Below are 24,575 nucleotides of genomic sequence, written 5' to 3'. Positions count from 1 at the left end.
GTGACGCCCACCGCTGACCGGCTCCGCACCGTTCGCTGACCGGGTGGGCACGGGCGCCCGGCGGGGCGGCTACTCGCCGAGCAGGACCCGGCGCGCAGCCTCCGGGGGGAGTGCGGCGACCGCCTCGTACAGCTCCGCGAACCGCTCCCGCCCCAGCCGCTCCACGACCACCGCCGTCCGCCCCGGCCCCGGCCACCCCTGGGTGAATCCGTCGCGCGCGAGCACCGAGGCCGCGCCGAGGACCCGGGCTGCCCGTGCCGGGTCGCCATCGGCCAGCGCCTGGTCGAGCGCCGCGCTGGCGAGCTCTCCTAACGCTGGCACCGGCGAACGCAGCGCCGCGGCCCAGTACTCGCGGGCCTGGGCGGGCCGTTGCTGCCGGGCGGCGATCGCGCCGAGCACCACCAGAATCCCCGACCGGGTCGCCTCGCCAGCGAAGCCGCCGGTGGGGCACGCCGCCAACGCCTGCTCCGCCAGCTCGCGCCCCAGCGCCACGTCGCCCCGGTCGAGGGCGACGACGGCCTCGCCGACCCGGGCGCTCGCCACCAGCTCCGGCGCGCCCGCCCGCGCCGCCAGCTCGGCCGCCCGACGCAGGTCGGCGGCGGCGCCGGTCAGGTCTCCGGCGGCCCGCCGGTTTTCCCCTCGCACCCGCAACACGTCGGCCATATCCACGATGGAGTCGAGTTCACCGGCGAGCCGCAGCGCCTCGTCCAGGTCGGCGATGCCGGCGGCGGGCTCCCCCCGATACCGCGCCAGCTCAGCCTGATTGGCCAGGGTCACCAACATGCCCCACCGTTCACCCAACTCGCTGAAGATCGCGCCGGCTTCGGCTAACAGCTTCGCCGCCTGCGCCCACTCCCGCCGCCAGGCCTGCACTATCGCGATCCCGAGCGGACTGAGCCCGCGGATCCACGGCTCGCTGGCGAGTTCGAAGTGCGCGGTGATCAGCTCGACCAGCTCCGCCGGCTCGCCCCGAGGCGGCCCAGCGGCCATCGCGCTGAGGTAGTAGAGGAAGGGCTGACGAAACGGTCGCCTCGTCCGGACCGCCAGCGCCTCTGCGGACCAGTAGGCCGCCGAGACCGTCGGACGCTGCCTGCTGCCGGCCGCCGCGATCAGGACGCAGACGGCGTACTCCTCCGGCAGGTCGGCGGCGGGGTGGCCATCGCTCGGTGGCTCCGCCGGCGCCGGACCGATCGCCGCGGACAGCTCCTGGGCGAGCCGGGCCGCCTCGCCTAGCAGACCCCGAAGCCACCAGTACATCGCCAGCGCCGAGCACAACCCCAGGGCGGTGGCGAGGTCGCCGGCGCCGGTGGCGTTGCGCAGCGCGGTGTGCAGATTGTCCCGCTCCGCGTCGAGCCGGGCCAGCCACTCCAGCTGGTCGGCGGTGCGCAGGTACGGGTCGGCGGTGCGCGCCAACTCCAAGTAGTACCCCGCATGGGCCCGCCGCAGCTGCTCCTGCTCCCCGGCCGCGAGCAGCCGCTCGGCACCGTAGGCCCGGATCGTCTCCAGCATCCGGTAACGATCCCCGAAGCGTTCCACAATCGACTTGTCCACCAGGCTGGTAAGCAGCTCCAGCGAATCCTCGCCCGACCCGGCGGCGACCCGCTCCACGGCATCGATGGTGGCACCGCCGGCGAAGACCGCTAGCCGCCTCGCCAGCACCTGTTCGGGTTCCCGCAGCAGGTCCCAGCTCCACTCCACCACCCCGCGGAGGGTCTGATGCCGGGGCTCGACGGTGCGATCCCCCCGGGACAGCAACCGGAACCGGTCGTCGAGCCGCTCCGCAACCTCGGTGTAGGTCAGGGACCGGAGCCGGGCAGCGGCGAGCTCGATCGCCAGCGGCAACCCGTCCAGGGTGCGGCAGATCGTCGCGGCCACCGCAGGGGGGATCGCCGACCCCGGCGCCACATCGGCGGCCCGGTCCAGCAACAGGCGTACCGCTGGCGAATCGGCCGCCGTGGCGGCGTCGGCCGGCGGCAGGGCCAGCCCACCCAGCGGCAGCAACGCCTCCCCGGTGATGCCGAGCGGCTCCCGGCTGGTGGCGAGGATCCGCAGCTGGCCACAGGCGCTCAACAGCCGCGCGCTGAGCGCCGCGACCGCCTCGATCACCTGCTCGCAGTTGTCCAGCACCAGCAGCATCGGCTGCTCTTGCAGGGCAGTTATCAGCCGCGCCACCGGGTCCTCCGGGGCCACCGAGCTAGCCGAGCTCCCGGCCAGCCCGCGCAGACCGCTCTCCCGCAGCCCGAGCGCGGCCAGCACCGCCCCGGCCACCTCGCCGCCGCCGCTGACCGGCGCCAGCTCCACCAGCCGGGTAGGTCCGTCGGCGAGCGCGGCCCCGGCCGCGCTCAGGGCGAGCCGGGTCTTCCCTACGCCGCCCGGTCCGGTGACCGTGACCAGCCGAGAAGTAGCCAACAGCGTGGCGAGCTGCGCCAGCTCAGCGTCCCGGCCGACGAAGCTGGTCAGCGGGGCCGGCAGCGGCGGTTCGCTGCGCTTCGGCAGGCCCGCCGGTGGGGTCTCGCTCGGGGCCGCCGGCCCCAGCACCTCGGCGTCTCCCCGCAGGATCGCCCGATGCACCTCCCGCAGCTGCGGCGACGGATCGACGCCGTACTGGTCGGCGAGGGTACGGCGGGCGGCCTCGAAGGTGGCCAGCGCCTCGGCCGGCTGCCCGGTCGCGGCGAGCGCCCGCAGCAGTTGTGCCCACAGTCGTTCCCGCGCGGGCTCGTCGGCGAGCAACCGGCGCAGCTCCGGCAGCACCTCCTCGGCCTCGCCCAACTGCAGCCGGGCCTCGATCCGCTGCTCGACCGCGGTGTGACGCTGCTCGTCGAGGTGCGCCACCCACGCCGGGGCGAACGGGGCGTCGGCGACGTCGGCGAGCGCGGGTCCCCGCCACAGCGCCAGCGCCTCCGCCAGCCCGGCGGCCGCCGCTGCGTACTCACCGGCGGCGACGGCGCGTCGACCGGCATCGGTGAGCCGCTGAAACTGGTGCGCGTCGACCAGCTCCGAGGCCACCGCCAGCCGGTAGCCGGCGGGCGGCGACTCGACCGGCGGGTCGTCGCCGAGGACCCGCCGCAGCCGCGACACCTGCGACTGGAGGGCGTTCGCCGCGCCGGCCGGGGGCTCGGCCCCGTAGAGGTCGTCGATCAGGCGTTCGGTGGTGACCAGCCGGCCGGCGTCGAGCAGCAGCCGGACCAGTAGCGCGCGGAGCCGCCGGCCGCCCAGTGCCGGGACCTCCCCGCGGTCGAGCCACACCTGGGTGGGGCCCAGGATTCCGAATCGCATCCGCTGATTCTCCCGCTACCTGGCCGGTACTCCTAACCCGACGCGTGATCATGGGGTTAGGGACCGAATTCAGCGGGGTTCATGTACCTAGGTCCATGATCGGCCGTTAGGGGGGTCAGTCTGCCGGCGGGCCGAACCCGTACCGCTGCAGGATCTGCTGGCCGTCCGGGCTGATCAGGTAGTCCCGGAATGATCGGGCCACCGCCGGGTGTGCCGCCGCCAGCGGAACCACCCCGCCCTGGTCCAACAGCTGGTAGTAGCGCGCCGGCACCTCCCGCCACTGCCCCACATCCCGCCGCGGGCCGGCTGCCACCTGGGCCAGCGCGATCAACCCGGCGTCAGCCTCCCCCTCCGCGACCAGGTCGGCCGCCTGCCCGACGCTGTCGCCGAGCAGCAGCCGGCCGTCAAGTTCGTCGTACAGCCCGGCGTTGCGTAGCGCCGCCTCGGCGGCCCGTCCGTAAGGGCTGTCGGCGGGGTCCGCGATCGCCACCCGCTCGGCGTCGCGCAGCGCCGCCATACCCCGCGTGGGGTCGACCGGTGACTGGTCGCCGGCCCAGAGCGCCAGCCGGCCCTGGGCATAGCGGAACAGGTCGGTCTCGGGCGCCTCCCCGTCGTCGACCAGCCGCTGCGCGTACGCGATGTCGGCGGCGAGGAAGACCTCGTACTCCGCACCGTCGGTGAGCTGCTGATACAGCTCGCCGGAGGAGCCGTACGACACCTCCACCTTGACCCCGGACCGGTCGGCGGTGAAGCCCTCGGCCACGGCGCCCAGGGCGTACTGCAGGTCGGACGCGGCGGCGACCCGCAGCGTCACCTGCGAGCGCCCCGGTCCGGCACAGCCCGCGAGCAGCAGCGCGGCCACCATTAGCACGCTGAGCCATCTCCGGGGCAGCAATCGCGGCCCCTGGATCATGAATGACCACATTACTCCCGGATTGACCGTCCGGCGGCGCCTTCGGGTAGGACGACTTGACGCTCCGGGACAGGGGGGGGGCGTATATTCGTGGGCGAATGTCTACACGCGTCCGGATATCCGGGGTCGAGCATAACCGCTACGGAAGGAGGTCCAATGACGAAGCGCCGCAAGGTCAGCAACCCGCTGGCGCTCGCGGTGCTCGCGTCGCTGCGGGAACGACCCATGCATCCGTACGAGTTAGCCATGGTCAACCGGGAGCGGGGCAAGCACAACAGCATGCCGATCAAGTGGGGCTCCCTCTACACCGTCGTGGAGAACCTGGAGAAACACGGCTACATCCAGGCCACCGAGACAGTCCGGGAGGGGCGCCGCCCAGAGCGGACCGTCTACGCGATCACCGAATCCGGCCAGGCGGAGCTCGTCGACTGGCTCCGGGAGCTGCTCGGCGTCCCCGAGAAGGAGTACCCGCGGCTCGTCACGGGGCTGTCACTCGCCGGCGTCCTGCCGCCCGACGAGGTGGTGGCGCTGCTGCGCAGCCGGATGGACGCGCTACGCACCCGCATCGCCACCGATCAGGAGAAGCTCGACGAGATCTCGGTTACGGTGCCCCGGCTCTTCCTGATCGAGACCGAGTACGAGCTGGCGTTGTTGCGCGCCGAGTTGACCTGGCTGGACTCACTGATCGAGGAGATCGAGGCCGGCACCCTGCCCGGCATGCCGCTCTGGCACGCCTTTCACACCGAGGGCATTACCCCGACGCAGGCCCTGGAGCAGTACCAATGACGCCCGCCAGCGCCGGCCTCCCGACCGGAAGGGGCGCCATGGTTCAACAACCGACATCGCAACAACGCCAGACGGCGCTGGACCAGCTCACTGCGGCCGTCGAGGCGGGCCGCCTCACGCTGGACGGATTCAGCGACCGCACCGCCGCGGTCTACCGCGCCACCACCCCGGCTGAGCTTGCCACGGTCGTCCACGATCTGCCGCCCCTCCCGGTCGGCGTCGAGCCGGCCGTCGTCGAACACACACCGGTGGGCGCGGTGAAGCGCGGCGGCCGGTGGCTGGTGCCCGCTCGGGCCGCGATCACCACCACCGTCGGCGCGATCAAACTCGACCTCGTCGGCGCCGAGCTGCCCACCGACGGGGCGGAGGTGCTGGTACGGGCCCGGGTCGGCACCATCAAGGTGTGGCTGCCGGACCGCTGGCGGGTGGAGATCTCCGGGACCTCTACCGTGGGCGGCCGCCGGATCGAGGAGAACCACCCCCACACCGCGGCCGACGCACCGGTGCTCCGACTGCGGCTCGACACCACCGTCGGCACCGTCAAGGTCTACCGCACCTGACACATCTCCTTATGACCTGAATTCAGGTCAACTACAATAATCGACCACCGCGTCCACTCCTACCGACCGGCGTAAGGTGACTACTCCGGCCAGTGGGGGGAGACCACCCGGGCCAGGAAGTAGATCGCGCCAGTGCGGCGGTGCCGCACCAGCACCAGGAACGGCCGATCCACGTGGAACGGCACCGGCGTGCTGAGATCCATCGACACGGTCCGCATCACCACCGCGGTCGCCGCCGCCCCCTCGAACCCCTCCTCGTCGACCTTCACCACCGCCTTGTGCAGCACCAGATCGAGGAAGATCCGCTCGTCTTCAGTGACGCCGGTGAAGTCGGCCCGGCCCGGCTGGAACCCGGTCACCACCCCCAGCGCCCGGAGCGGGTCATTGAGGACCGCCGCGCTCTCGACCCGGAACCGGGGCAGGGCCAGCTCCAGCTTGGACGACTTGGCCGACCGTTGCAGCGCCAGCACCAGCTCCGGTGGCGGCGGTGCCGGGTCGGCCCCGGCCGGTGGCAGCAGGATGTCCACCGCCACCGTGCTGGCGGTGGGCAAGCTCGCCAGGCGCCAGCCGTCGGCGGCGGCGTACGGCACGCGCTCCTGCAGCCGCATCGTCGGAACCTCGCGGACGCCCTCCGGGGCGTGGAACGGCGCCGGCTTGGTGGCCGACTCCGCAAAGGCGGTCAGCCAGGCGATCTTCAGGTAGAGGGCGTTGACGATCACCGCGGCGGTGTCCCGGCTGAGCATGCCCGGCTGGAGCAGCTCCCGGATCAGCCCGCGGGTGGTCTGCTCGACGTCGTCGTTGATCTCCCGCCGGGCGTCGTCCGGGTGGTGCCGGAAGTCCGCACCGTGCACCGCGCCGCCGGGCTGGCCGGTGACCTGCCGCTGGTAGTCGTCTCGGCACCGCAGCCGCTGGTCCAGCCAGAGCGAGTTGGCGACCGCCACCTCGGCATCTGGCAGCGTCGCGGAGGCCGCCAGCTGCTCGGCGAGCGCCGGCAACGACTCGCCACCGGCGAGCGCCCGGGCCAGCTCGTCCCGGGTGGCGCCGCGGGCCCCGGCCGCGGCCAGGCCGAGCGCCGCCGCGACCGAGTAGGGCGACCAGCCCAGGTTCCCGGTCTCCGGCAGCTGGCGGTGCAGGGCAAGAGCGGAGTCCAGATGCGCCCGTTCCATAGCCGCCAGCGTAGTCCGCCGGGCGCCGGTCAACCGACCTGTGCCCGTAACCGTTCGGTGTCCGCGTCCCCCCAGCCCGGTGGATCCAGCACCGTGACCCAACCGTCCACGACGCTGGCCCGGTAGCTGTGGCCGTACCCGTCGGGTGGCTCAGTGGAGCGTAGAAGGTCGACGGTGACCTGCCAGAACGTCACCACCGGCAGCCAGTGCGCGGCGGCTGGGCGGTCTGGATGGCGCGGCTGACTCAGCCACTCTGGCCGCTGGTAGAGCAGGCTCGGCCGCCACCACACCACCGGGTCGGTGAGGTTCTGCAGATAACCCACCCGGGCCCCGGTCGCGCCGGCCGCGCCGTCGGGCAGGAACCGCACCGGGACGTCGGCGGCGAGGTCAGGCCGCCAGACCGGGCTGGCCGGTTCCCGCTCCGCCACCACCTGGGCCCGGATCGGGCTGGTGTGCGGACCGCCGGCGAGCAGCGCGGCGTCGACCGTGTCGAGCAAGTTGGTCAGCTCGCCGAAGGCGCTCTCGGTGCCGTAGGCACCGAGACTCTCGCCGTAGACGACCAGCTGCGGACGGCTCGCCGCCGGTTGCTGGTCGAGCCACCGCCGCACCGCCGTGATGGTCGCGGCGGCTGACTCGGCCACCGCCCTGCGCTCGGTCAGGAACGACAACCAGCTCGGCAGCTCCGAATACTGCACCGCCACCACCGCGGTGTCGCCCCCGTACAGGTACTCCACGGTTTCCGCCGCGACCGGGTTGACCCAGCCGGTGCCGGTGGTGACCACCACCGCCACCACCTGCCGGTCGGACGCGCCGGTCCGCACCAGCTCATCGACCACCAGTTGGGCCCGGGCGGCCGGGTCGGGGGCGGAGTCGCGACCGACATAGATACGGATCGGCTTCCGGACCGGACCGTCCACTCCCCGGAAGGCGGCGAAGCCGGCGAGGTCGGCGGTGGTGACCGCCCCGGTCACGAACTCCTGCCCGGGACCGGCGAGCGTCTCCCACGCCACCTGCGAACCGGGGCCACCGGAACGCAACCACGAATTCGGACGGGTGAGTTCGACCGGGGCGCTACTCGCCCACGCCGCCCGGTGCTCGCGCAGCTCCACCGCGCCGACCGCGGCGACCCCGGACCCGTCGGCGGCGAGCAGCGTGGCGAGCAGGCCGGCGAGCACCGGCGCGGTCCGGACCGCGAACCGCCCCCGCGGCGGCAGCAGCAGCCCGGTCCGGGCGACGATCCGGGCCGGCCGCCGCAGCGTTCCGGCGAGCTCACGCGCCAGCAGCCGGAGCAGCCGGGCCACCAGGAGCAGCAGCCCGCCGAGACCGCCGGCCACCAGCACCACCGGCACCGGCCGCCAGTCCACATCGGTCATGCCGGTCAGTTGCCGCAGCTCGCGCTGCCACCCGCCGGCCAGCCACAGCGACAGCGACAGCACGACGACCGCGGACGCCGCCGTCACCCACCAGGTACGGGCACCGGGGCGGGGCAGCGACGGCCGGCCCCGGCGCACCAGCGCACCGATGGCGGCCCCCGCTCCGTAGCCGATCCCCAGTAGGAGTCCACTCAGGATGCCCTGCAGCAGCCAGTCCCGGGGCAGCAGCGAGGGGGTCAATGAGGCGCAACCGGTGAGGACGGCGACGACGCTGCCGGCGAAGCTCAGCGGGCGCGGCCCGGACTCTGACTCACGCATCCGCCACCACCGGCTCGCCCCTGCCGAGCACGATCAACGCCAGGCTGTGCAGCGCCACCCCACCGGGCCGGTGGTAGTCGCCGTGGCTCGCCCCACCACCGTCGAACCGGTCTGCCCCGAACTCCGGCGACACCGGGTCGCGGCCGAACCCGACCCCGGCCAGCCGCACCGACGGCACGAACCGGATCCAGTCCCGGTCGCTGCGGCCGGCCCACACCCGCGCCGACGTCCCCAGCTCGGCCACCGAATCAGCACCCACCCCGGGGCTGCCGTAGAGGACCAGCTCCGCCACTGCCAACTCCGCCTCAGCCAGCGCCGGCACGGCCGCGGCGCACAGCACCGAGCCGTAGCTGTGGCACAGCAGGCTCACCGGGGCTTCCTGGTTCACCTGGTCCAGCAGGTCCATGGTGCGGCGCAGCCCCGGCACCGCGTCGTGGGCGAGCTGCGCGGTGAGCACGTCCGGGCTCAACCCCTGCGGCGGGCCGTACCCCAGCCACGCCACCACCGCCACCGGGGTCTCGGGGGCGAGCTGGCGCGCCTGGGCGGCCAACGCCTGCGCACCGCCCCCGGGCCCGCTGCCGGCGGCGAAGCTGTCCAGGGTGGTGTGTGCCCCCGGCACCAGCACCGCGATCCGTTCCGCAGCGGCCAGATCGCCCACCACCGCCACCGCCCGCCCGTCGCCGCGGGCGTCGAACTCCAGCAGGTCCCACCCGGCCAACCCGGTCAGCGTCGCGGCCCGGTCGGCGTCCCCGGCCGCCTCGGCCACTGCGAGCGCCTCACCCACCGCCGTACCCGTGGCGACGTAACGAGCGGGCAGATTCTCTCCGGTCACCGCCGGAAACGGGGGCGGCGCCGGGTAGGCCACCGCCGGCGCCACCGGACCTACCAGGCCGGCCAGCAACGTGACGGTCAGCGTCGCCGCGGACGTTCGTCGAAGCAATCTCCACATGCCACCGACGCTAGAAAGCATCGGGGGTAGTCGACGTCACCCGCCGATCGGAACCTCGCCGTGCTACCGCAGGGTGATCAGGCCGGTCTCGAAGGCGTAGACGATCGCCTGGGGGCGGTCCCGCAGCCCCAACTTGGCCAGGATCCGGCCGATGTGGGTCTTGATGGTCTGCTCCGACAGCACCAGCTGGGCGGCGATCTCGCCGTTCGACAGGCCCTGCGCGACCAGCGAGAGCACCTCGGTCTCCCGCTCGGTGAGCTCGCCGAGACTGGCCCGGTTCGGCGACCGGGGCGCCCCCAGCCGGGCGAACTCGCTGATCAGCCGCTTGGTCACGCCCGGCGCCAACAGCGCGTCGCCCCGCGCCACCACCCGAACCGCCTCGGCGAGCTGGACCGCGGAAGCATCCTTGAGCAGGAAACCGCTGGCGCCGGCCCGCAGCGCTTCGTAGACATAGTCGTCGAGGTCGAAGGTGGTCAGCACCAGGATCTTCGGCGCCTCGGCAGGATCCACAGCGTCGCTACGCAGGATCTCCCGAGTGGCGGCCAAGCCATCCATCACCGGCATCCGGACATCCATCAAAATCACATCGGGCCGCAGCTCGGCGCTTTTGCGCACCGCCTCGGCCCCGTCGGCGGCCTCCCCCACCACCTCGATATCCGGCTGCGCGCTGAGGAAGATGCTGAACCCGGTCCGGACCATCCCCTGGTCGTCGGCGATGAGCACCCGGATAGTCATCGCGGCTCCTCGGTCGACGGGTCGGCCAACGGCAGCATAGCGACGACCGAGAACCCGCCCGCCGTGGTCGGCCCGATGGTGAGCGTGCCACCCCAGGCGCTGACCCGCTCCCGCATACCGGTGATGCCCTGGCCGCGGCGCTCCCGCGGCGACCGGTCCCCGCCCGCCGGCGGCGGGTCGTTCTCCACCCGCAACGTCAACTGCTCCCGGCCGTAGTCCACCCCGACCCGTACCGGTGCTCCCGGCGCGTGCTGGAGCGCGTTGCTCAACGACTCCTGCAGCAGCCGGTAGGCGGAGAGCCCCACCCCGCGCAGGCTCGCCGGCGGCCGGCCGCTGGTGGTCACCGTGATCGGCAACCCCGCGGCCCGGAACCCGGCCAGCAGCTCGTCGATCTCGGCGAGGTCCGGCTGCGGTGCGGTGTCCGGGGTGTCATCCCGCTGCCGCAGCACCCCCAGCACCCGCCGCAGCTCGGTGAGCGCCTCCAGCGCGGTGGCGCGGATGCCGGCCAGCTCGGTGCGCAGCGCCGCCGGATCGTCCGGCGCCTTGATCGGCGCGGCCTCGGCCTGGATCGCGATCACCGACATGTGGTGGGCGACCACATCGTGCAGTTCCCGCGCGATCCGTGCCCGCTCCTCCAGCACCGCCTGCGCCGCCCGCGCGTCCTCGGTCCGCAGCTCCTCCTCCACCACCTGCCGCTGCGCCGCCCGGCGGACCCGCACGTTGTAGCCGTAGATCAGGGCAGCGCCCATCATGATTGCGCCGAGGAACAGGATCGGGTCCGGGTGCAGGATCCACAACCCCAACACCGACACCAGCCAGACGCCGACGCTGACCCGGCGCTCGCACCGGACTCCGACCGAGTAGAGAATCAGCAGGTAGGTGAGCACCCCGCCAACGGGAACCGGGTTGACCCCGTCGCCGAACTCGGCACCACGGGCATCCCGGTAGACCACCGCGGCGAAGAAGATCGCTGGCACCGCCACCCGCCACGCCGCGAGCGGCCACCACTCCCGCAACAACAGCGGCACCGCAGCCGCGAACGAGGCGATGACCAGCAGCTCGGGGTCGGTCATCGGGGCGCCGGCCCGATAATCGGCGCTCACCAGCGCCGCGTTGGTGCCCGCGAATACCGCGATCGCGGTCAGTATCTCCAGCAACACGACCACGTCGATCGTGCGGGTCCGCACATACCGGGTCAGGTGTTGCAACGCTGGCGGGGTACGCCAGACCGGCGGCGGCGAGGGCGGGTCGGCGACCCCGGTCACCAGCGCCCCGGTGAACGGCCGGGTCACCGCCCGGGCAGCCCGGACCGGCCAGGCCCGCCGCCGCCCGGTGGACTGCGCTGCTTCTACCACCGCACCAGCCTAGGCACTGCGACGCACCACCCGCGTGCTACCACCGGGTGATCCCCGGCCTCATACCCAGGGGTCAGGCTCGGTGCCGAGACAAGATCCGGCCCCAGTGCGGTGGTCGAGCCACCACACCGGGGCCGGGTCGCGGGGATCGGCTCAGCTCACCGAGCAGGCCGTGCCGTTGAGCGCGAAGTCGCTCGGCGTACCACCGCTGTTGTTGGCCAGGAAGCCGAAGCTGGCGCTGCCGCCATTGGCGGAGAGGTTGCCGTTCCAGGTGGCGTTGCTGACGCTCACCGACGAACCGCTCTGGCTGTCCACGCCGTTCCACAGCTGGATGATGTCCTGGCCACCATCGAAGGTCCAGGTCAGCTCCCAGCCGTTGATCGCCGAGTCGCTCTGGTTGGTGACCGTCACCTCGGCCTGGAAGCCGCTGCCCCAGTCGTTGGTGACGTCGTAGGCCACGTCGCAGTCGCCCGCCGGCTCACCCGGGCCCGGGTCATCGTCATCGCTCGGGGTGGTGAACGGCGCCGACTCGGTCAACGACGACACATCACCGGTGACGTCGTTACGCGCCCGCACCGCGATCGCGTAGCTGGTGTCCGGCGACAGGTCGGTCAACGCGGTCGAGGTGGCCGGCGGGGTGCCGGTCACCTCGGCCAGCACCTCGTTGCTCCCACCAGCGGTGTTCACCAGCTCGTACGCGGTCACGTAGCCGTCCGAGGCGCCCCAGCTCAGGCTGGCGCTAGTCGACGTGACGGTGGAGACGAGCGCCGGACCCGGCTGGGTCGGCGGCTCGGTCTCGTCGATCGGCTCGCCCGGGCCCGGGTCGCCCGGGTCACCGTCGAGGCCGGAGACCTCACCGTTACCGCCATCGAAGATCACATCGGAGCAGCTGAAGAAGTCCTCCGGGCTGTCCGACCGCACCCAGTGGATGAACATCAGGTGCAGGCCGCTGCGGTTCGACGGGAAGGCCATGTCCCAGTAGTAGTACTCCAACCCACCCGGGCCACCGCTCTGCGGCGGGTCCTGCTCGGTGTGGATCAGCTCCAGGTCGTCCCAGGAGAGCGGGGAGTTGGGGTTGTATCCGTCCTGGGTCAAGTAGACATCGAAGTGGCCAGGGTGGTGCGCCCAGTTGTTGTGCTGGATCTGGTAGCTCGCACCCGCCGTCAAGTGGGTCCGGGGCCAGTCGGTCCGCGGGGCGTTGTACGGCGAGAAGTCGTACGGCCCGGCGTCACCGCCGTCGCAGATCCGACCATCCGGGATCGACCCGACCGTGCCACCGTTGTTGGACGGGTGCAGGTTGCCGAACCAGTTGTACAGCGGGGTGACGCCGCTGTCGGCCACGGCGTCTTGGCAGGCCGGGTTGCTCGGCAAGATCTGCCCGCTGTCACTCACCCCGTCCAGCCAACAGAAGTATTGCCGGCTGCCGGGGAAGACGGTCGCGCCGTGGGCGCTGGCGGGGCTCGGGTTGACCAGCAGGCCACCGGCGATGGCGATCGCCGCGGCGCCCGCGATCGCGAGACCCCTACGCAGTAGTTTCACAGAGGTGTCCTTTCGGGGAGAGGTAACGAAGGTTGTCGCGTCGGACCCGCCCGTCCGACATAGACAAATTCACCCTCGCCGCAGCTGGCTCCCCGCGACTGCACCGCACATTACCGGAGTCACGCCCCGATGGGAATGGCTCCGCTGGGATCGCTCCCAAAAAGTACGCGGCCGGCCCGACCTACTGGCCGGGCCGACCGCTGTCGATCAGGACAGGACCACGTCCGAGCAGCTGAAGAAGTCCTCCGGGCTGTCCGAACGCACCCAGTGGACGAAGATCATGTGGTAGCCACTGCGGTCGGCGGGCAGGGTCACGTCCCAGTAGTAGTAACCGAGGCCGCCGGTGTCACCCTGCTGCGGCGGATCCCACTCGGTGTGGATCAGCTCCAGGTCCGCCCAGCGCAGTTCACTCTGGTCCCAGCCCTGTTGGGTGACGTAGACATCGAAGTTGCCGGGGTGGTGGGCCCAGTTGTTGTGCGTGAACTCGTACGTCTGACCGGCGTTCAGGTTGGTCCGCGGCCAGTCGTCACGCATGTCGCTGTACGGCGAGAAGTCGTACGGCCCCTGGTTACCACCGCTACAGATGGTGCCGTCCGGGATCGACCCCACGGTCCCGCCGTTGTTCTGCGAGTTGAGATTGCCGAACCAGTTGTACAGCGGAGTGGTGCCGCTCTGCTGCACCGCCGCGGCGCAGGCCGGGTTGGTCGGGGATATCTGACCATCATCCTGCATGCCATCCTCCCAGCAGAGGTACTGCCGGCTACCAGGGAACATGGTCGCTCCGTGGGCGGCCGCAGGAGTGGGGTTGACCAGCAGACCGGCACCGAGCGCGACGGTGGCGGCGGCGAGGGTCGCGGCGACTCTACGCATTCTCGTCACGATTGTGTCCTTCCATGGAGGTAAGCGAGATGCTTCACCCGCGCTGAGCCCCGTTGGCGGGTGGATCAACAACAAACCTCGTCGTAGCTGGCTCCCACGACGCGGACCAGCCTACCAATTGCCGCAAAGGATGTGAATGCGTCTATAACAATTCAGTTGGCCGAATAAGATCACGCGGCTGATCATGGCAACAGCCGCGGCGCGGGCGTAGTGTGGTCGGGCCCGGCCGAGTAGGGTTCCCCACATGAGCCTCTCGCATCGACTCAAGGCCCGGTTCCGGCGGTTCCTGGAGCGACCCGGGACGACGGTGGATCTTGCCCCGCTCAGCGCCCAACTGCCGGCGGTAGAGGCGCGCGGTGAAGAGCTGGCCGCGCTCGACGACGACGAACTGACCCGGGCCGCCACCGAAGCCACCGACCCGACCGAGATCTGCGCCATCGGCCGCGAAGCCGCCCACCGGGCGCTCGGCGAACGCGCCTTCGACGAGCAGGTGCTCGGGGTGCTGGCACTGCTGGCCGGGCACGTCACCGAGATGGCCACCGGCGAGGGCAAGACCCTGGTCGCCTGCATCGCCGGTTACGGGCACGTGCGCCGCGGCAACGGCCCTGTCCACGTGCTCACCGTCAACGACTACCTCGCCCGCCGCGACGCCGAATGGATGGCTCCGGTGTACCGGCTACTCGGCATCTCGGTCGGCTGGGTCACCGAAAACTGCACCCGGGAAGAGCGCCGGGAAGCGTACGGCAAAGACGTCACCTATGTCTCGGTCAGCGAGGCCGGCTTCGACTACCTGCGCGACCAGCTCGTCACCGACGTCACCGACCGGGTCAAGCCACACCTGGCCACCGCCATCGTCGACGAGGCGGACTCGATCCTGATCGACGAGGCCCGGGTCCCGCTCGTACTCGCCGGGTCGGTCACCTCCGAGCTCGACCCGCTGCACGCCGCCACCGCCCTCGTCCGCGGGCTGCGGCCGGAGGTCGACTACGAGGTCGCCGACGACGGCCGCAGCGTTGCTCTGACCGCCGCCGGCACCGCCGCGGTGGAGCAGACCCTCGGCGATATCGACCTCTACGCCGAAGAGAACGCGCAACAACTCTTCGCGGTAAACGTCGCCCTGCACGCCCACGCCCTGGTCCGGCGCGACGTCGACTACATCGTCCGGGACGGCAAGGTCGAGCTGGTCGACGAGTTCCGCGGCCGGGTCGCGCAGCGCCGCCGCTGGCCCGACGGCCTACAGGCGGCGGTCGAGGCGAAGGAAGGTCTGGACGCCACCGCCGAGGGCGAGGTCCTCGGCACCATCACCGTCGAGTCGTACCTCAGCCTCTACCAGCACGTCTGCGGCATGACCGCGACCGCTGTCCTGGTCGGCGACCAGCTGCGCGAATTCTTCAAGCTGGAGGTCGCGGTCATCCCGCGCCACCAGCCGCTGATCCGCTCCGACGAACCGGACCGGCTGTACGCCAGTCGGGAGGAGCGCGACGAGGCGCTGGTCACCGAGATCGTCTCCTGCCACGCCGACGGGCGTCCGGTGCTGATCGGCACCCAGGACGTCAAGGAGTCGGAGTCGCTCGCCGCCGCGCTCCGCGCCCGGGACGTCGAGTGCGTCGTGCTCAACGCCAAGAACGACGCCGAGGAGGCGGCGATCATCGCGGAGGCAGGGGCCAAGGGCCAGGTCACCGTCTCTACCCAGATGGCGGGCCGCGGCGTCGACATCCGGCTCGGCGGCAGCGACCAGAGCGAGTACGACGAGGTCTCGGAACTCGGCGGCCTGTACGTCATCGGCAGCGGCCGGCACGACAGCCGCCGGGTGGACGACCAGTTGCGGGGCCGCGCCGGCCGGCAGGGCGATCCGGGTGGCTCGGCCTTCTTCGTCAGCCTGGAAGACAACCTGGTGATCCGGCACGCCGCCGACATGATCCCGCCCTCGCCGCGGATGCACGCCGACGGGCTGATCGACGACCAGGACGTGGTGTGGGCGGTCGAGCACGCCCAGCGGGTGTCGGAGGGCGTCAACTTCGAGATCCACCGCAACACCTGGCGCTACAACGTGGTGATCGAACAACAGCGCAAGGACCTGGCGGCCTGGCGCGAGGAGCTGCTGACGACCGACGCCGCAGTCGAGCTGATCAAGGAACGGCTCCCCGAGGCGTACGACGAGGCGCTGCACCCGGGCCGCGCGGAAGCGGACGCCGACGCCGACGCCGACGCGGATGCGGATGCGGATGCGGATGCGGACGCGGATGCGGACGCGGACGCGGACGCTTCGTCGGACGCTGACACCGACGCGGATGCGGCGCCTTCGCCCAAGGGTTCATCGGACGCTTCGTCGGACGTTTCGTCGGACGTTTCGCCAGCGGCCGAGGCCACTGACGGGGCCGAGGACGACGAGACTGCGGCCGACGACGAGGCGGCAGACGACGGGGCCGCGGCTGAGCAGCGGGCAGAGACCGTCGCGCAGGCCGCCCGCCTGATCGCGCTGCACCACCTCGACCGGTCCTGGTCGGACCACCTCGCCTACCTCGCCGAGATCCGGGAAGGCGTCCACCTTCGGGCGCTCGGCCGGCTCGACCCCTTGGACGAGTTCCACCGGGCAGCGGTGCCCGCCTTCAACGAGCTGCGGGAAGAGATCGAGAGCCGAATCCTGGAGACCTTCGCCGAGGCTGACATCACCGAAGGGTGGGAGCCGGCCAACGTGAACTTGCTCCGCCCCAGCGCCACCTGGACCTACCTGGTCCACGACAACCCGTTCGGCTCCGAGTTGGAACGGCTGGTCAGCTCGGTCTCACGCAAACTCCGCTGACTCCGGCTGGTCGTCTACCGCTAGCCTCATGCATACCTTGGTTGGCTGGGGAGGGATCTTGCGTCCGGTTATGTCGGACATTCCAGGACGCAAGATCCCTCCCTGCCCAACCATGCTGGCACCGGCTCTATAGTGGCGGCCGGCGATCCCGTTTCCGCTCGGAGCGTCGGCGCTTCGCGGTCAGCCGCCGCTCCACCGCGCCCTTCGACGGTCGGGTAGGGCGACGGGGCCGCGCCGGCGGCGCCACCGCCGCAGCCAACAGCTCCACCAGCCGGCCAGCCGCCGCCCGCCGGTTCATCAGCTGCGAACGATGTTCAGCGGCGACCACGGTCACCACCCCGTCGACCAGCCGGCCGGCCAGCCGGCGCAGGGCGCGGTCCCGCAGCTGATCGGGCAACGCCCCACTGCGCGCCAGGTCGAAGCTCAGTTCAACCCGCGAGTCCGTGGTGTTGACCCCCTGACCACCTGGCCCACTGGCACGACTGAAGCGCCAGCGTAGCTCCCGGGCGGGCAGCGTCACACCGGTAACGATCTCCAGTCCGTCGTCCACCCATCCAGGATGCCGTACCGGCGGCGAGGGTTCGAAGTGTTAATCACCCGGAACGATCATGGGGTTCGGCACCGGATTTCCCGCCGACCAGGTACCTAGGTCCATGATCGCGCGTGGGAGAGGGTTAGCGGGGGCGGGGGATGATCGAGGAAGGCGGGTCGGTGGGTTGGGCGGCGCCGTGCAGCCGGACGAACTCCGGAGTCATCATCTCGATCGCCTCATCGGTGGCGGCGGCCGCCGCGGCCGGCAGCTCGCGTTGCCGCGCGGACCAGGCGACCCACGCCCGCAGCACCTGCGGCAGTGCCGCCACGTCGTCCTCGTTGAGCACCGCCCGGCGGTGGACCCAGTCCAGCAGGAACAGGCCCGCCACCGCGGGGCTCCAGCGCAGCGGGTCATGCTCCGGCGAGTCCCGGACGAAGTCGAGGATCAGCTGTACTGAGTAGCGCACCGCCTCGTCGCCGGGTCCGCCGTCGCCGGTGAGCGACCGGCCCGGCTCGGCGGCGAGAAACCCAGCCAGCAACTCCGCCGGATCGAGGTCGGCGAAGCCCGAAAGCCCGAACGGCGCGGTCCCGGAGACACCGTTACTCGCCTGCGGAAACGTCGCCAGCCGGGCGCTGGCGAGCAGCCGGTCGGTAGCCAGCGACCCACCATCGGGCAATGTGGACAAGTTGTCGGTGATCTCCAGCCGGAACTCCACCTGGGTCCGCATCACCGCCGGCGGGACCGATTTGAGCCAGACCAGATCGTCGCTGTCGGCGGCGCGGCGTACCTCGTCCAACAGTTTGTCCGCGGGCTCGCCGACGAACAGATCTTTCACGATGCCGATGTTGTGGTCGACCAGGATCACCAGCGCGTGCTCGCCACCGCCGGCCCCGGGCTCGTCATAGGCGAAGGTCGCCAGGTAGCTGGTCTGGTCACCGTAGACATCGCCGTACGCCCAGGTTTCCAACAGCCGGACCTTGCCCAACTGGGCTGCCCACGGCGGCGGGTTCGGGCCGGGTCGGACCCGACCCGCCCCGGCCGCCTGCGGCACCAGCGCCGCGAAGACGCTACGGGTTGCCCGGGCAGCCGGGGTCCGGCGGCGGGCGGTGTGGGTCAGGAAGCCACCGACGAACTCCCGTACCGCGTCGGCGCGCTCACCGTCGGCGATCGCATAGACGCTGCCGAGCAGGCTCGCGCCCAGCATCTCCGCGGCCAGGGCGGTCTCCACCTCCGGTAGCCCGCGCGCGGCCTGAAGCACGGCGTCGTACGGCGTTTGTGACATGGTCTGACCCTAGCCGGCCGTCGGGCCGGGTCGACGGACGACCACTCCGCCGCCCTCGGTCAACCGCGTTCGCCGGCGGCGGTGCGCAGCGCTGACCGGGCCTCGGTGTAGGCGCGGCGCACCTCCTGGGCTGGCGAGACCAAGTATTCTCGGGCCACCTCGGCCAGCACCGAACGCAGGTCGGCCGCTACCCGCGACTGGGCGGCCCGGGCCGCCCACCAGATCAACGGCTGGCTCACCGCCGCCAGCAACAACCCCAGTCCCAGGCCCCCAACGAGCAGGATCAGCCCGATCCGGGGCTGGGTGACCGGCAGCGCCACCACCCGCAGCACCCAGCCGACCAGCAGCCAGCAGAGCCCCACCGCGGCGGCTCCGGCGGCGAGCCACTGTGCTCCCCCGATCAGCCGCCACCACCAGGGAGTCCGGGTCTGATGACCGGCCACGGTCACCGCGACCGCGCCGGCCAACGCCGCCGGCAACGACTCCAGCCGGGACCGGGCCGCGTCGGTGACCGCCGCCGGCCAGGGCGGCGGCAACTGGTCAGCGGCGCGAGCGGCGAACGCCCGGGCAGCGAGGCTGAGGGCGGCACGTTGGGTGGCCTGCTGGGGTGGGGCCAGCACCGGCGGCCCGGGTTGTGTCCGCGGCACCGGCCATGCGGTGGCGGCGCTGGCCCGGCGCCGGTACGACCAGGCGACCGCCTCGGTGATCGCGGGTAGACCGGCGGCTGCGGCGAGTCCATCGATCAGCTCCCGATCCGGGGCGATCTCGGCCGGCACCTCCGGGCCGACCAGGTCGGCGAGCCCGGCCACGACCTCATCCAGGTCGGCGGAGAGCCGCCGCAGCGCCGCGCGTTTCGCGGTGACCGCGCGACCCAGCCGGGAACGCAGCTCCATCAGCCCGGCCGGCCCGGTGACCGCGGAGGTCGCGAGCGCCGGCACGTCGGCGAGGCCACCGTCCACGAGCAACTTCCGCAGGTCCGCCAGCACCTGCTCGGTCTCGTCGGCGGCGAGCAGATCGGTCTGGTTGAGCGCCATCACCATGACGTCCTGGTGTGTCCGCATCGCGGGGAGCTGCTGCTCGTGCAGGCTCTGGTCGGCGTACTTCTGTGGGTCGACCACCCAGATCACCAGGTCGACCCGGGCTAGCAGCCGCTCGACCTCGGCGGCGTGGTCCCGCTCGATCGAGTCGAAGTCGGGCAGGTCGAGCAGCACCAGCCCGCGCAGGCCGGCCTGGTCGTCGGCGTCGAGCGGGCTCTCGCGGGTGAATCGTTTCGACGGCGGCACCCCGACCCAGTCCAGCACCGGCGCGGCGTCGGTCGGCGAGCCCCAGACACACGCGTACACCCCGCTGGTGGTGGGGCGGCGGACCCCGACCGGGGAGATGGTCATGCCTGCCAGCGCGTTGAACATGGTCGACTTGCCACTTCCGGTCGGCCCGGCGATCGCCACGACCGTGTGCAGCCGGGACAGCGCCAGCCGTTCGCTGGCCCGGACGGAGACCTGCTGCGCCGGCTCCAGCCAATCGGGGGGCAGGTGCAGCGACGTGGCGCGCCGGAACCGGTCCAGCGCATTGATCCGGATGGCCAGCATGCTGGCATCGAACCGGGCGTCGGTTCGCAGCTGCGCAAGCACCTGGTCGACGGCTCTGGTCACCAACCACTCTCCGAGGTAGCCGGCACGGTCGCCGGGCTGGTCGGGCTTTCGGCGGCCGGATCGGCCGGGGAACGGTGCTGCGCCAACGCGGCGGCTGCCTGCCGGAGCTGGATGGCGGGCCCGCCGTCCAGCGGTACGCCGGCCAGCCGGCTGAGCCACTGCGCTGCCTCCGCGTCGAGCACGTCGCCGACCCGGGTCGGCCACTCCGCTGGCGGATGCTCCCGGGCCACCCGCTGCACCTGCCGGGGTAGGTCCGGGTTGGCGCCGACCGCCTCGGGGCCCAGCAACGCCGCCCCGACCGGGTGGGAACGCCAGGCACTCTCGGTCTGCTCGGCGGCGTCGGCGGCGGCGCTCTGCACCAGCTGGATCAGGGCCGCCTCGCCAGCGGTCTGCCGGTGCCGGGCGGGTGAACGGTGGGCCGCGGTGGTGGTGGCCGGGGCCGAGCCGGTGCGGTCGGCCGGTTCGCCGGCGGTCGGCGCGGGAACGGCCGGGGTCGCCGGATCGGCCCGCAACCCCTGCTCGACCTGACCGCGGGCCACCCCGTAGGCGAGTCCGACCTGCTCCGCGAGGGCCTCGGCCACCGCCAGCTGCTCGTCCGCGGCCGCCGCCAGGGCACCCAGCTGCGGTGCCACCACCGACAGCGCGCCGTTGAGGGTGTGTCGAATCACGCTCCCGCGCGCCGCCTCGTCGCCGGCGAGGGCGTCGAACCAGCGCCGGAGCGGCGCCGTGGCGCTCTCCGGCAGCATGCCTTGTCGCGCCACCCTGGTCTCGGGTAGGACGAACACCGGCACCTCGGCGAGTTGCTGCTGCCGCAGCAGGTGGGTCAGCAACCCCGCCACCTCATCGGTGGCGGCGAGCGGCACCCGCGCCAGCACCATCGCCACGACCGCGCGGCGATCGCGAGCGGCGCGCAGCAGCCGCCAGGGCACCGCGTCGGCGTACCGGTTCGCGGTGGTCGCGAAGAGCCACAGGTCGGCGGCGGCGAAGAGCCGGTGGGCGAGGGTCCGGTTGGCAGCCACGGTCGAGTCGATGTCCGGGGCGTCGAGGAAGGCCACCCCGGGACGCAGCGCGGGCGCCGTGACCAGCTGCGGGGCCACCGCGCGGCGGTCCAACCGGCTGCGGGTGCCCCGGCTGCCGGCACCGCCCTCGGCGGCGCGGGCGACGTTCTCCAGCAGCGGGCTGCCGCGGAACCACCCGGCGTCGGCCGGGTGGCAGACCAGCACCGGCGCGCGGGTGGTTGGGCGTAACACCCCGGCCGCGCTCACCGGAGCGCGCACCAGACTGTTGACCAGGGTGCTCTTGCCGGCTCCGGTGGATCCGCCGACCACCACCAGCAATGGTGCCCCCGGCAGGGTCAGCCTCGGCAGGAGATAGTCGTCCAGCTGCGCCTGGAGCATCTCTGCCGCGGTCGTGGCCTCGCGCGCCGTGGCCGTGGGAAGCGGGAACTCGACCGCCGCGACCGCATCGCGCACAGCCCGCACCACGGGTACGAATTCGTGAACCTGGTCACCCCCTGTCGTCACGGACTAAGCCTGCCCGATCCCGGCAAGCCCGCACAAGGCCGGCTCAACTCTTGAGCGGTCCTGGCTCAACTCAACGCTGCTCCCACCCCCACTTGAGTCGAACCGACTCAACCCGACTTTGCGCCTCCACTAGGCTGTGGCAGGATTGAGCCAGGTCAACTCAACTTAGGCGGCCGACCGCGCTGGGGTGCGAACCGGCCGCCCGTCTTCCGGAGGAACACACATCATGGCACGTGCGGTCGGTATCGACCTGGGTACGACCAACTCATGCGTCAGCGTGCTCGAGGGCGGCGAAGGCAACGTGATCCCCAACGCCGAGGGTTCACGTACCACGCCGTCGATCGTGGCGTTCGCAAAAAACAACGAGGTGCTCGTCGGTGAGGTGGCCAAGCGCCAGGCGGTGACCAACCCGGACCGGACCATCCGTTCGGTCAAGCGGGAGATGGGCACCAGCTGGTCGGTCGACATCGACGGCAAACAGTACACCGCGCAGGAGATCTCCGCCCGGGTGCTGATGAAGCTCAAGCGGGACGCCGAGTCCTACCTCGGCGAGCCGGTCGGCGACGCGGTGGTCACGGTCCCGGCGTACTTCAGCGACGCGCAGCGGCAGGCCACCAAGGAGGCCGGCGAGATCGCCGGGCTCAACGTGCTCCGAATCATCAACGAGCCGACCGCCGCAGCGCTCGCCTACGGGCTCGACAAGGGCGAGAAGGAGCAGACCGTCCTCGTCTTCGACCTGGGCGGCGGCACCTTCGACGTGTCGCTGCTGGACATCGGCGAGGGCGTCATCGAGGTGAAGGCCACCCACGGCGACAACCACCTCGGCGGCGACGACTGGGACGAGCGGATCATCGACCACCTGGTCAAGTCCTTCCGCGGTCAGCACGGGATCGACCTGTCGCAGGACAAGATGGCGATGCAGCGGCTCAAGGAGGCGGCCGAGAAGGCCAAGATCGAACTCTCCGCCGCCACCACCACCTCGATCAACCTGCCCTACATCACCGCCAGCTCGTCCGGTCCGCTGCACCTGGACATGACCCTGAGCCGGTCGGAGTTCCAGCGCATGACCCAGGACCTGCTGGACCGCTGCCGGGTGCCGTTCCAGCAGGCGATCAAGGACGCCGGGGTGAAGGTCGCCGACATCGCCCACGTGATCCTGGTCGGTGGCTCGACTCGGATGCCGGCCGTCACCGATCTGGTGAAGGAGCTCACCGGCGGCAAGGAGCCGCACAAGGGCGTCAACCCGGACGAGGTGGTCGCCGCCGGGGCGGCGCTGCAGGCCGGCGTCCTCAAGGGCGAGGTCAAGGACGTGCTGCTGCTCGACGTCACCCCGCTGAGCCTGGGGATCGAGACCAAGGGCGGCATCTTCACCAAGTTGATCGAGCGGAACACCACCATCCCGACCAAGCGTTCGGAGGTCTTCACCACCGCCGACGACAATCAGCCCTCGGTGCTGATCCAGGTGTTCCAGGGCGAGCGCGAAATCGCTCAGTACAACAAAAAGCTGGGCACCTTCGAGCTGACCGGCATCCCACCGGCGCCGCGGGCAGTGCCGCAGATCGAGGTCACCTTCGACATCGACGCCAACGGGATCGTCCACGTCGGCGCGAAGGACCTCGGCACCGGCAAGGAGCAGTCGATGACCATCACCGGTGGCTCCGCGCTGCCGAAGGACGACATCGACCAGATGATGCGCGACGCCCAGGAGCACGCCGACGAGGACAAGCGGCGGCGCGAAGAGGCGGAGACCCGCAACGTCGCCGAGCAGGCCCTGTGGCAGACCGAGAAGTTCCTTGCCGAGAGCGGTGACAAGCTGCCCGAGGATTCCCGCAGCAAGGTCAACGACGCGCTGGGTAACCTGCGGTCGGCGCTCGGCGGGACCGACGCGGCCACGATCAAGTCCGCACACGACACGCTCAACGAGGCGATGCAGGAGGCCAGCACGAAGCTCTACGCCCAGACCGGGGCAGCCGGTCAGGGCGGCGCCGAGGGCGCGGGTGACGCTACCTTTGGCGAGTCGTCCGACGGCGCCGGCGGTGGCCAGAGCGGTGACCGCACCGGCCCCGAGGACGTGGTAGATGCCGAGATCATTGACGAGGATGACAAGAAGTGACCACAGCTGAGGAGCCCAGCGGCGGTCCGGGGCCACCGGCCCCGGACCGCGACGGCGAGCCAGAAGCGGAGCGGATCGTGGTCCGGGACAAGCGGCGGTCCAACTCGGCCGGCAAGCACGCCGCCGACCAGCCGAACGGCGGTTCCGGTAAGCACGCCGCCGACGACGACGAACCGGCGACCGGCAAACACGCCGCCGAGGGGAAGCCCTCGGCGGGGCACGACGCCGCCAGCGAACCGGCGCCGAAGTCGACCGGCGAGGTCCACCAACCGGCCGCCGGTGGCCTCGGCGCGGAGCTCGACGCGCTCCGCGGTGAGCTGGACGACCGCACCCGCGATCTCCAGCGGATCAACTCCGAGTACGCCAACTATCGGCGCCGGGTCGAGCGGGACCGGGCGGTCGCCGCGGACGAGGCGACCGCGGCCGTCTTCCGCGCCCTGTTGCCGGTCTTCGACGACCTGGATCGGGCCCGTGACCACGGCGAACTCTCCGATGGTGTGGCGGCGATCGTCGACCAGCTGGCGGCCACCGCCGGCAAGTTCGGCCTCGCCGCCTTCGGTGAGCAGGGCGATCCGTTCGACCCCACCCACCATGAGGCGGTGGCGCACCTGACCTCAGCCGAGGTCACCGAGCCGACCTGTGTGGACGTGCTCCGGCGGGGTTACTCGCTCGGCGACCGGCTGCTCCGGCCAGCGATGGTCGCGGTCGCCGACCCCGGCGAGTCGGGCGCCGGCCCAGCCGGCGAGGCGTCGCCGACGGCGGATGCGGACTCGGACGAGCCCGGCTCGTCCGAGTCGCCCTGACCCGGAGTCACCGGCCGA

The 24,575-nt window shown here is 71.8% G+C and carries 18 protein-coding genes; 5 read left to right on the top strand and 13 right to left on the bottom strand.

Translation table 11 applies throughout. The features are described 5' to 3' along the window. Positions 1 to 69 precede the first annotated feature (69 nt). Both JQS43_RS01185 and modA read right to left on the bottom strand, forming a co-directional pair. Positions 70 to 3,276: an AfsR/SARP family transcriptional regulator gene (locus JQS43_RS01185; RefSeq protein WP_239677198.1), complete on the bottom strand. Its 3,207-nt coding sequence runs from the start codon at positions 3,274 to 3,276 to the stop codon at positions 70 to 72. Positions 3,277 to 3,391: 115 nt separating this feature from the next. Beyond that, positions 3,392 to 4,189 carry a molybdate ABC transporter substrate-binding protein gene (gene modA, locus JQS43_RS01180; protein WP_239677197.1) on the bottom strand — a complete coding sequence of 266 codons (798 nt, stop codon included), beginning with the start codon at positions 4,187 to 4,189 and terminating at the stop codon, positions 3,392 to 3,394. Positions 4,190 to 4,345: 156 nt separating this feature from the next. On the opposite strand from modA, the gene JQS43_RS01175 reads away from it, so the two are divergent. Together JQS43_RS01175 and JQS43_RS01170 are read left to right on the top strand one after the other, a co-directional pair. After that, positions 4,346 to 4,975, top strand: coding sequence for a PadR family transcriptional regulator (locus JQS43_RS01175; RefSeq protein ID WP_239677196.1), 630 nt, complete (start codon positions 4,346 to 4,348; stop codon positions 4,973 to 4,975). Between the two features lie 38 nt (positions 4,976 to 5,013). Beyond that, the gene (locus JQS43_RS01170; RefSeq protein WP_239677195.1) at positions 5,014 to 5,535 is read left to right on the top strand and encodes a DUF1707 SHOCT-like domain-containing protein; all 522 of its coding nucleotides are present in this window, start codon (positions 5,014 to 5,016) and stop codon (positions 5,533 to 5,535) included. Between the two features lie 80 nt (positions 5,536 to 5,615). Here the strand turns inward: JQS43_RS01170 and JQS43_RS01165 are convergent, their stop codons facing one another. The 7 genes from JQS43_RS01165 to JQS43_RS01135 form a co-directional block, all read right to left on the bottom strand. Then, the gene (locus tag JQS43_RS01165) at positions 5,616 to 6,701 is read right to left on the bottom strand and encodes a serpin family protein (protein ID WP_239677194.1); all 1,086 of its coding nucleotides are present in this window, start codon (positions 6,699 to 6,701) and stop codon (positions 5,616 to 5,618) included. 29 nt (positions 6,702 to 6,730) lie between these two features. After that, positions 6,731 to 8,392 carry an alpha/beta-hydrolase family protein gene (locus tag JQS43_RS01160; protein ID WP_239677193.1) on the bottom strand — a complete coding sequence of 554 codons (1,662 nt, stop codon included), beginning with the start codon at positions 8,390 to 8,392 and terminating at the stop codon, positions 6,731 to 6,733. Further along, the gene (locus JQS43_RS01155; protein WP_239677192.1) at positions 8,385 to 9,341 is read right to left on the bottom strand and encodes an alpha/beta hydrolase; all 957 of its coding nucleotides are present in this window, start codon (positions 9,339 to 9,341) and stop codon (positions 8,385 to 8,387) included. Before JQS43_RS01155 ends, JQS43_RS01160 begins: the two co-directional genes overlap by 8 nt. Before the next feature lie 63 nt (positions 9,342 to 9,404). Then, complete coding sequence (locus JQS43_RS01150; RefSeq protein WP_239677191.1) at positions 9,405 to 10,076, bottom strand: response regulator; 672 nt, start codon at positions 10,074 to 10,076, stop codon at positions 9,405 to 9,407. Then, positions 10,073 to 11,431, bottom strand: coding sequence for a sensor histidine kinase (locus JQS43_RS25995; RefSeq protein ID WP_275580997.1), 1,359 nt, complete (start codon positions 11,429 to 11,431; stop codon positions 10,073 to 10,075). Before JQS43_RS25995 ends, JQS43_RS01150 begins: the two co-directional genes overlap by 4 nt. 153 nt (positions 11,432 to 11,584) lie before the next feature. Continuing rightward, the gene (locus JQS43_RS01140) at positions 11,585 to 12,970 is read right to left on the bottom strand and encodes a lytic polysaccharide monooxygenase (protein ID WP_239677190.1); all 1,386 of its coding nucleotides are present in this window, start codon (positions 12,968 to 12,970) and stop codon (positions 11,585 to 11,587) included. 207 nt (positions 12,971 to 13,177) lie between these two features. Then, positions 13,178 to 13,840, bottom strand: a complete 663-nt coding sequence (locus JQS43_RS01135; protein ID WP_239677189.1) for a lytic polysaccharide monooxygenase auxiliary activity family 9 protein — start codon at positions 13,838 to 13,840, stop codon at positions 13,178 to 13,180. Positions 13,841 to 14,093: 253 nt separating this feature from the next. Between JQS43_RS01135 and secA2 the strand changes: the two genes are divergently transcribed. Next, positions 14,094 to 16,652 (top strand): accessory Sec system translocase SecA2, encoded by a 2,559-nt coding sequence (secA2, locus tag JQS43_RS01130; RefSeq protein ID WP_239677188.1) that lies wholly within the window; start codon positions 14,094 to 14,096, stop codon positions 16,650 to 16,652. A gap of 127 nt (positions 16,653 to 16,779) precedes the next feature. Here the strand turns inward: secA2 and arfB are convergent, their stop codons facing one another. The 4 genes from arfB to JQS43_RS01110 form a co-directional block, all read right to left on the bottom strand. After that, positions 16,780 to 17,202 (bottom strand): alternative ribosome rescue aminoacyl-tRNA hydrolase ArfB, encoded by a 423-nt coding sequence (arfB, locus tag JQS43_RS01125; RefSeq protein WP_239677187.1) that lies wholly within the window; start codon positions 17,200 to 17,202, stop codon positions 16,780 to 16,782. A gap of 124 nt (positions 17,203 to 17,326) precedes the next feature. Beyond that, on the bottom strand, positions 17,327 to 18,466 hold the full coding sequence (locus JQS43_RS01120; RefSeq protein ID WP_239677186.1) for a hypothetical protein: 1,140 nt from the start codon (positions 18,464 to 18,466) through the stop codon (positions 17,327 to 17,329). Positions 18,467 to 18,525: 59 nt separating this feature from the next. Beyond that, positions 18,526 to 20,118 carry a GTPase gene (locus tag JQS43_RS01115; RefSeq protein WP_239677185.1) on the bottom strand — a complete coding sequence of 531 codons (1,593 nt, stop codon included), beginning with the start codon at positions 20,116 to 20,118 and terminating at the stop codon, positions 18,526 to 18,528. Continuing rightward, positions 20,115 to 21,590, bottom strand: a complete 1,476-nt coding sequence (locus JQS43_RS01110; RefSeq protein ID WP_239677184.1) for a dynamin family protein — start codon at positions 21,588 to 21,590, stop codon at positions 20,115 to 20,117. Before JQS43_RS01110 ends, JQS43_RS01115 begins: the two co-directional genes overlap by 4 nt. 277 nt (positions 21,591 to 21,867) lie before the next feature. Between JQS43_RS01110 and dnaK the strand changes: the two genes are divergently transcribed. Next, positions 21,868 to 23,754 (top strand): molecular chaperone DnaK, encoded by a 1,887-nt coding sequence (gene dnaK / locus JQS43_RS01105; protein WP_239677183.1) that lies wholly within the window; start codon positions 21,868 to 21,870, stop codon positions 23,752 to 23,754. Continuing rightward, positions 23,751 to 24,557, top strand: a complete 807-nt coding sequence (grpE, locus tag JQS43_RS01100) for a nucleotide exchange factor GrpE (protein ID WP_239677182.1) — start codon at positions 23,751 to 23,753, stop codon at positions 24,555 to 24,557. Before dnaK ends, grpE begins: the two co-directional genes overlap by 4 nt. Positions 24,558 to 24,575 lie beyond the last annotated feature (18 nt).

This window comes from Natronosporangium hydrolyticum (assembly GCF_016925615.1).
Classification (GTDB): domain Bacteria; phylum Actinomycetota; class Actinomycetes; order Mycobacteriales; family Micromonosporaceae; genus Natronosporangium; species Natronosporangium hydrolyticum.
This window is presented reverse-complemented; position numbering and strand designations above follow the sequence as displayed.

Coding starts and splice junctions, on each gene's coding strand:
- JQS43_RS01170 (WP_239677195.1), top strand. CDS start 5,014: ATGGTTCAACAACCGACATCGCAACAACGCCAGACGGCGCTGGACCAG.
- JQS43_RS01135 (WP_239677189.1), bottom strand. CDS start 13,840: ATGCGTAGAGTCGCCGCGACCCTCGCCGCCGCCACCGTCGCGCTCGGT.
- dnaK (WP_239677183.1), top strand. CDS start 21,868: ATGGCACGTGCGGTCGGTATCGACCTGGGTACGACCAACTCATGCGTC.
- JQS43_RS01155 (WP_239677192.1), bottom strand. CDS start 9,341: ATGTGGAGATTGCTTCGACGAACGTCCGCGGCGACGCTGACCGTCACG.
- JQS43_RS01150 (WP_239677191.1), bottom strand. CDS start 10,076: ATGACTATCCGGGTGCTCATCGCCGACGACCAGGGGATGGTCCGGACC.
- JQS43_RS01160 (WP_239677193.1), bottom strand. CDS start 8,392: ATGCGTGAGTCAGAGTCCGGGCCGCGCCCGCTGAGCTTCGCCGGCAGC.
- secA2 (WP_239677188.1), top strand. CDS start 14,094: ATGAGCCTCTCGCATCGACTCAAGGCCCGGTTCCGGCGGTTCCTGGAG.
- JQS43_RS01175 (WP_239677196.1), top strand. CDS start 4,346: ATGACGAAGCGCCGCAAGGTCAGCAACCCGCTGGCGCTCGCGGTGCTC.
- JQS43_RS01185 (WP_239677198.1), bottom strand. CDS start 3,276: ATGCGATTCGGAATCCTGGGCCCCACCCAGGTGTGGCTCGACCGCGGG.
- modA (WP_239677197.1), bottom strand. CDS start 4,189: ATGATCCAGGGGCCGCGATTGCTGCCCCGGAGATGGCTCAGCGTGCTA.
- JQS43_RS01165 (WP_239677194.1), bottom strand. CDS start 6,701: ATGGAACGGGCGCATCTGGACTCCGCTCTTGCCCTGCACCGCCAGCTG.
- JQS43_RS01120 (WP_239677186.1), bottom strand. CDS start 18,466: ATGTCACAAACGCCGTACGACGCCGTGCTTCAGGCCGCGCGCGGGCTA.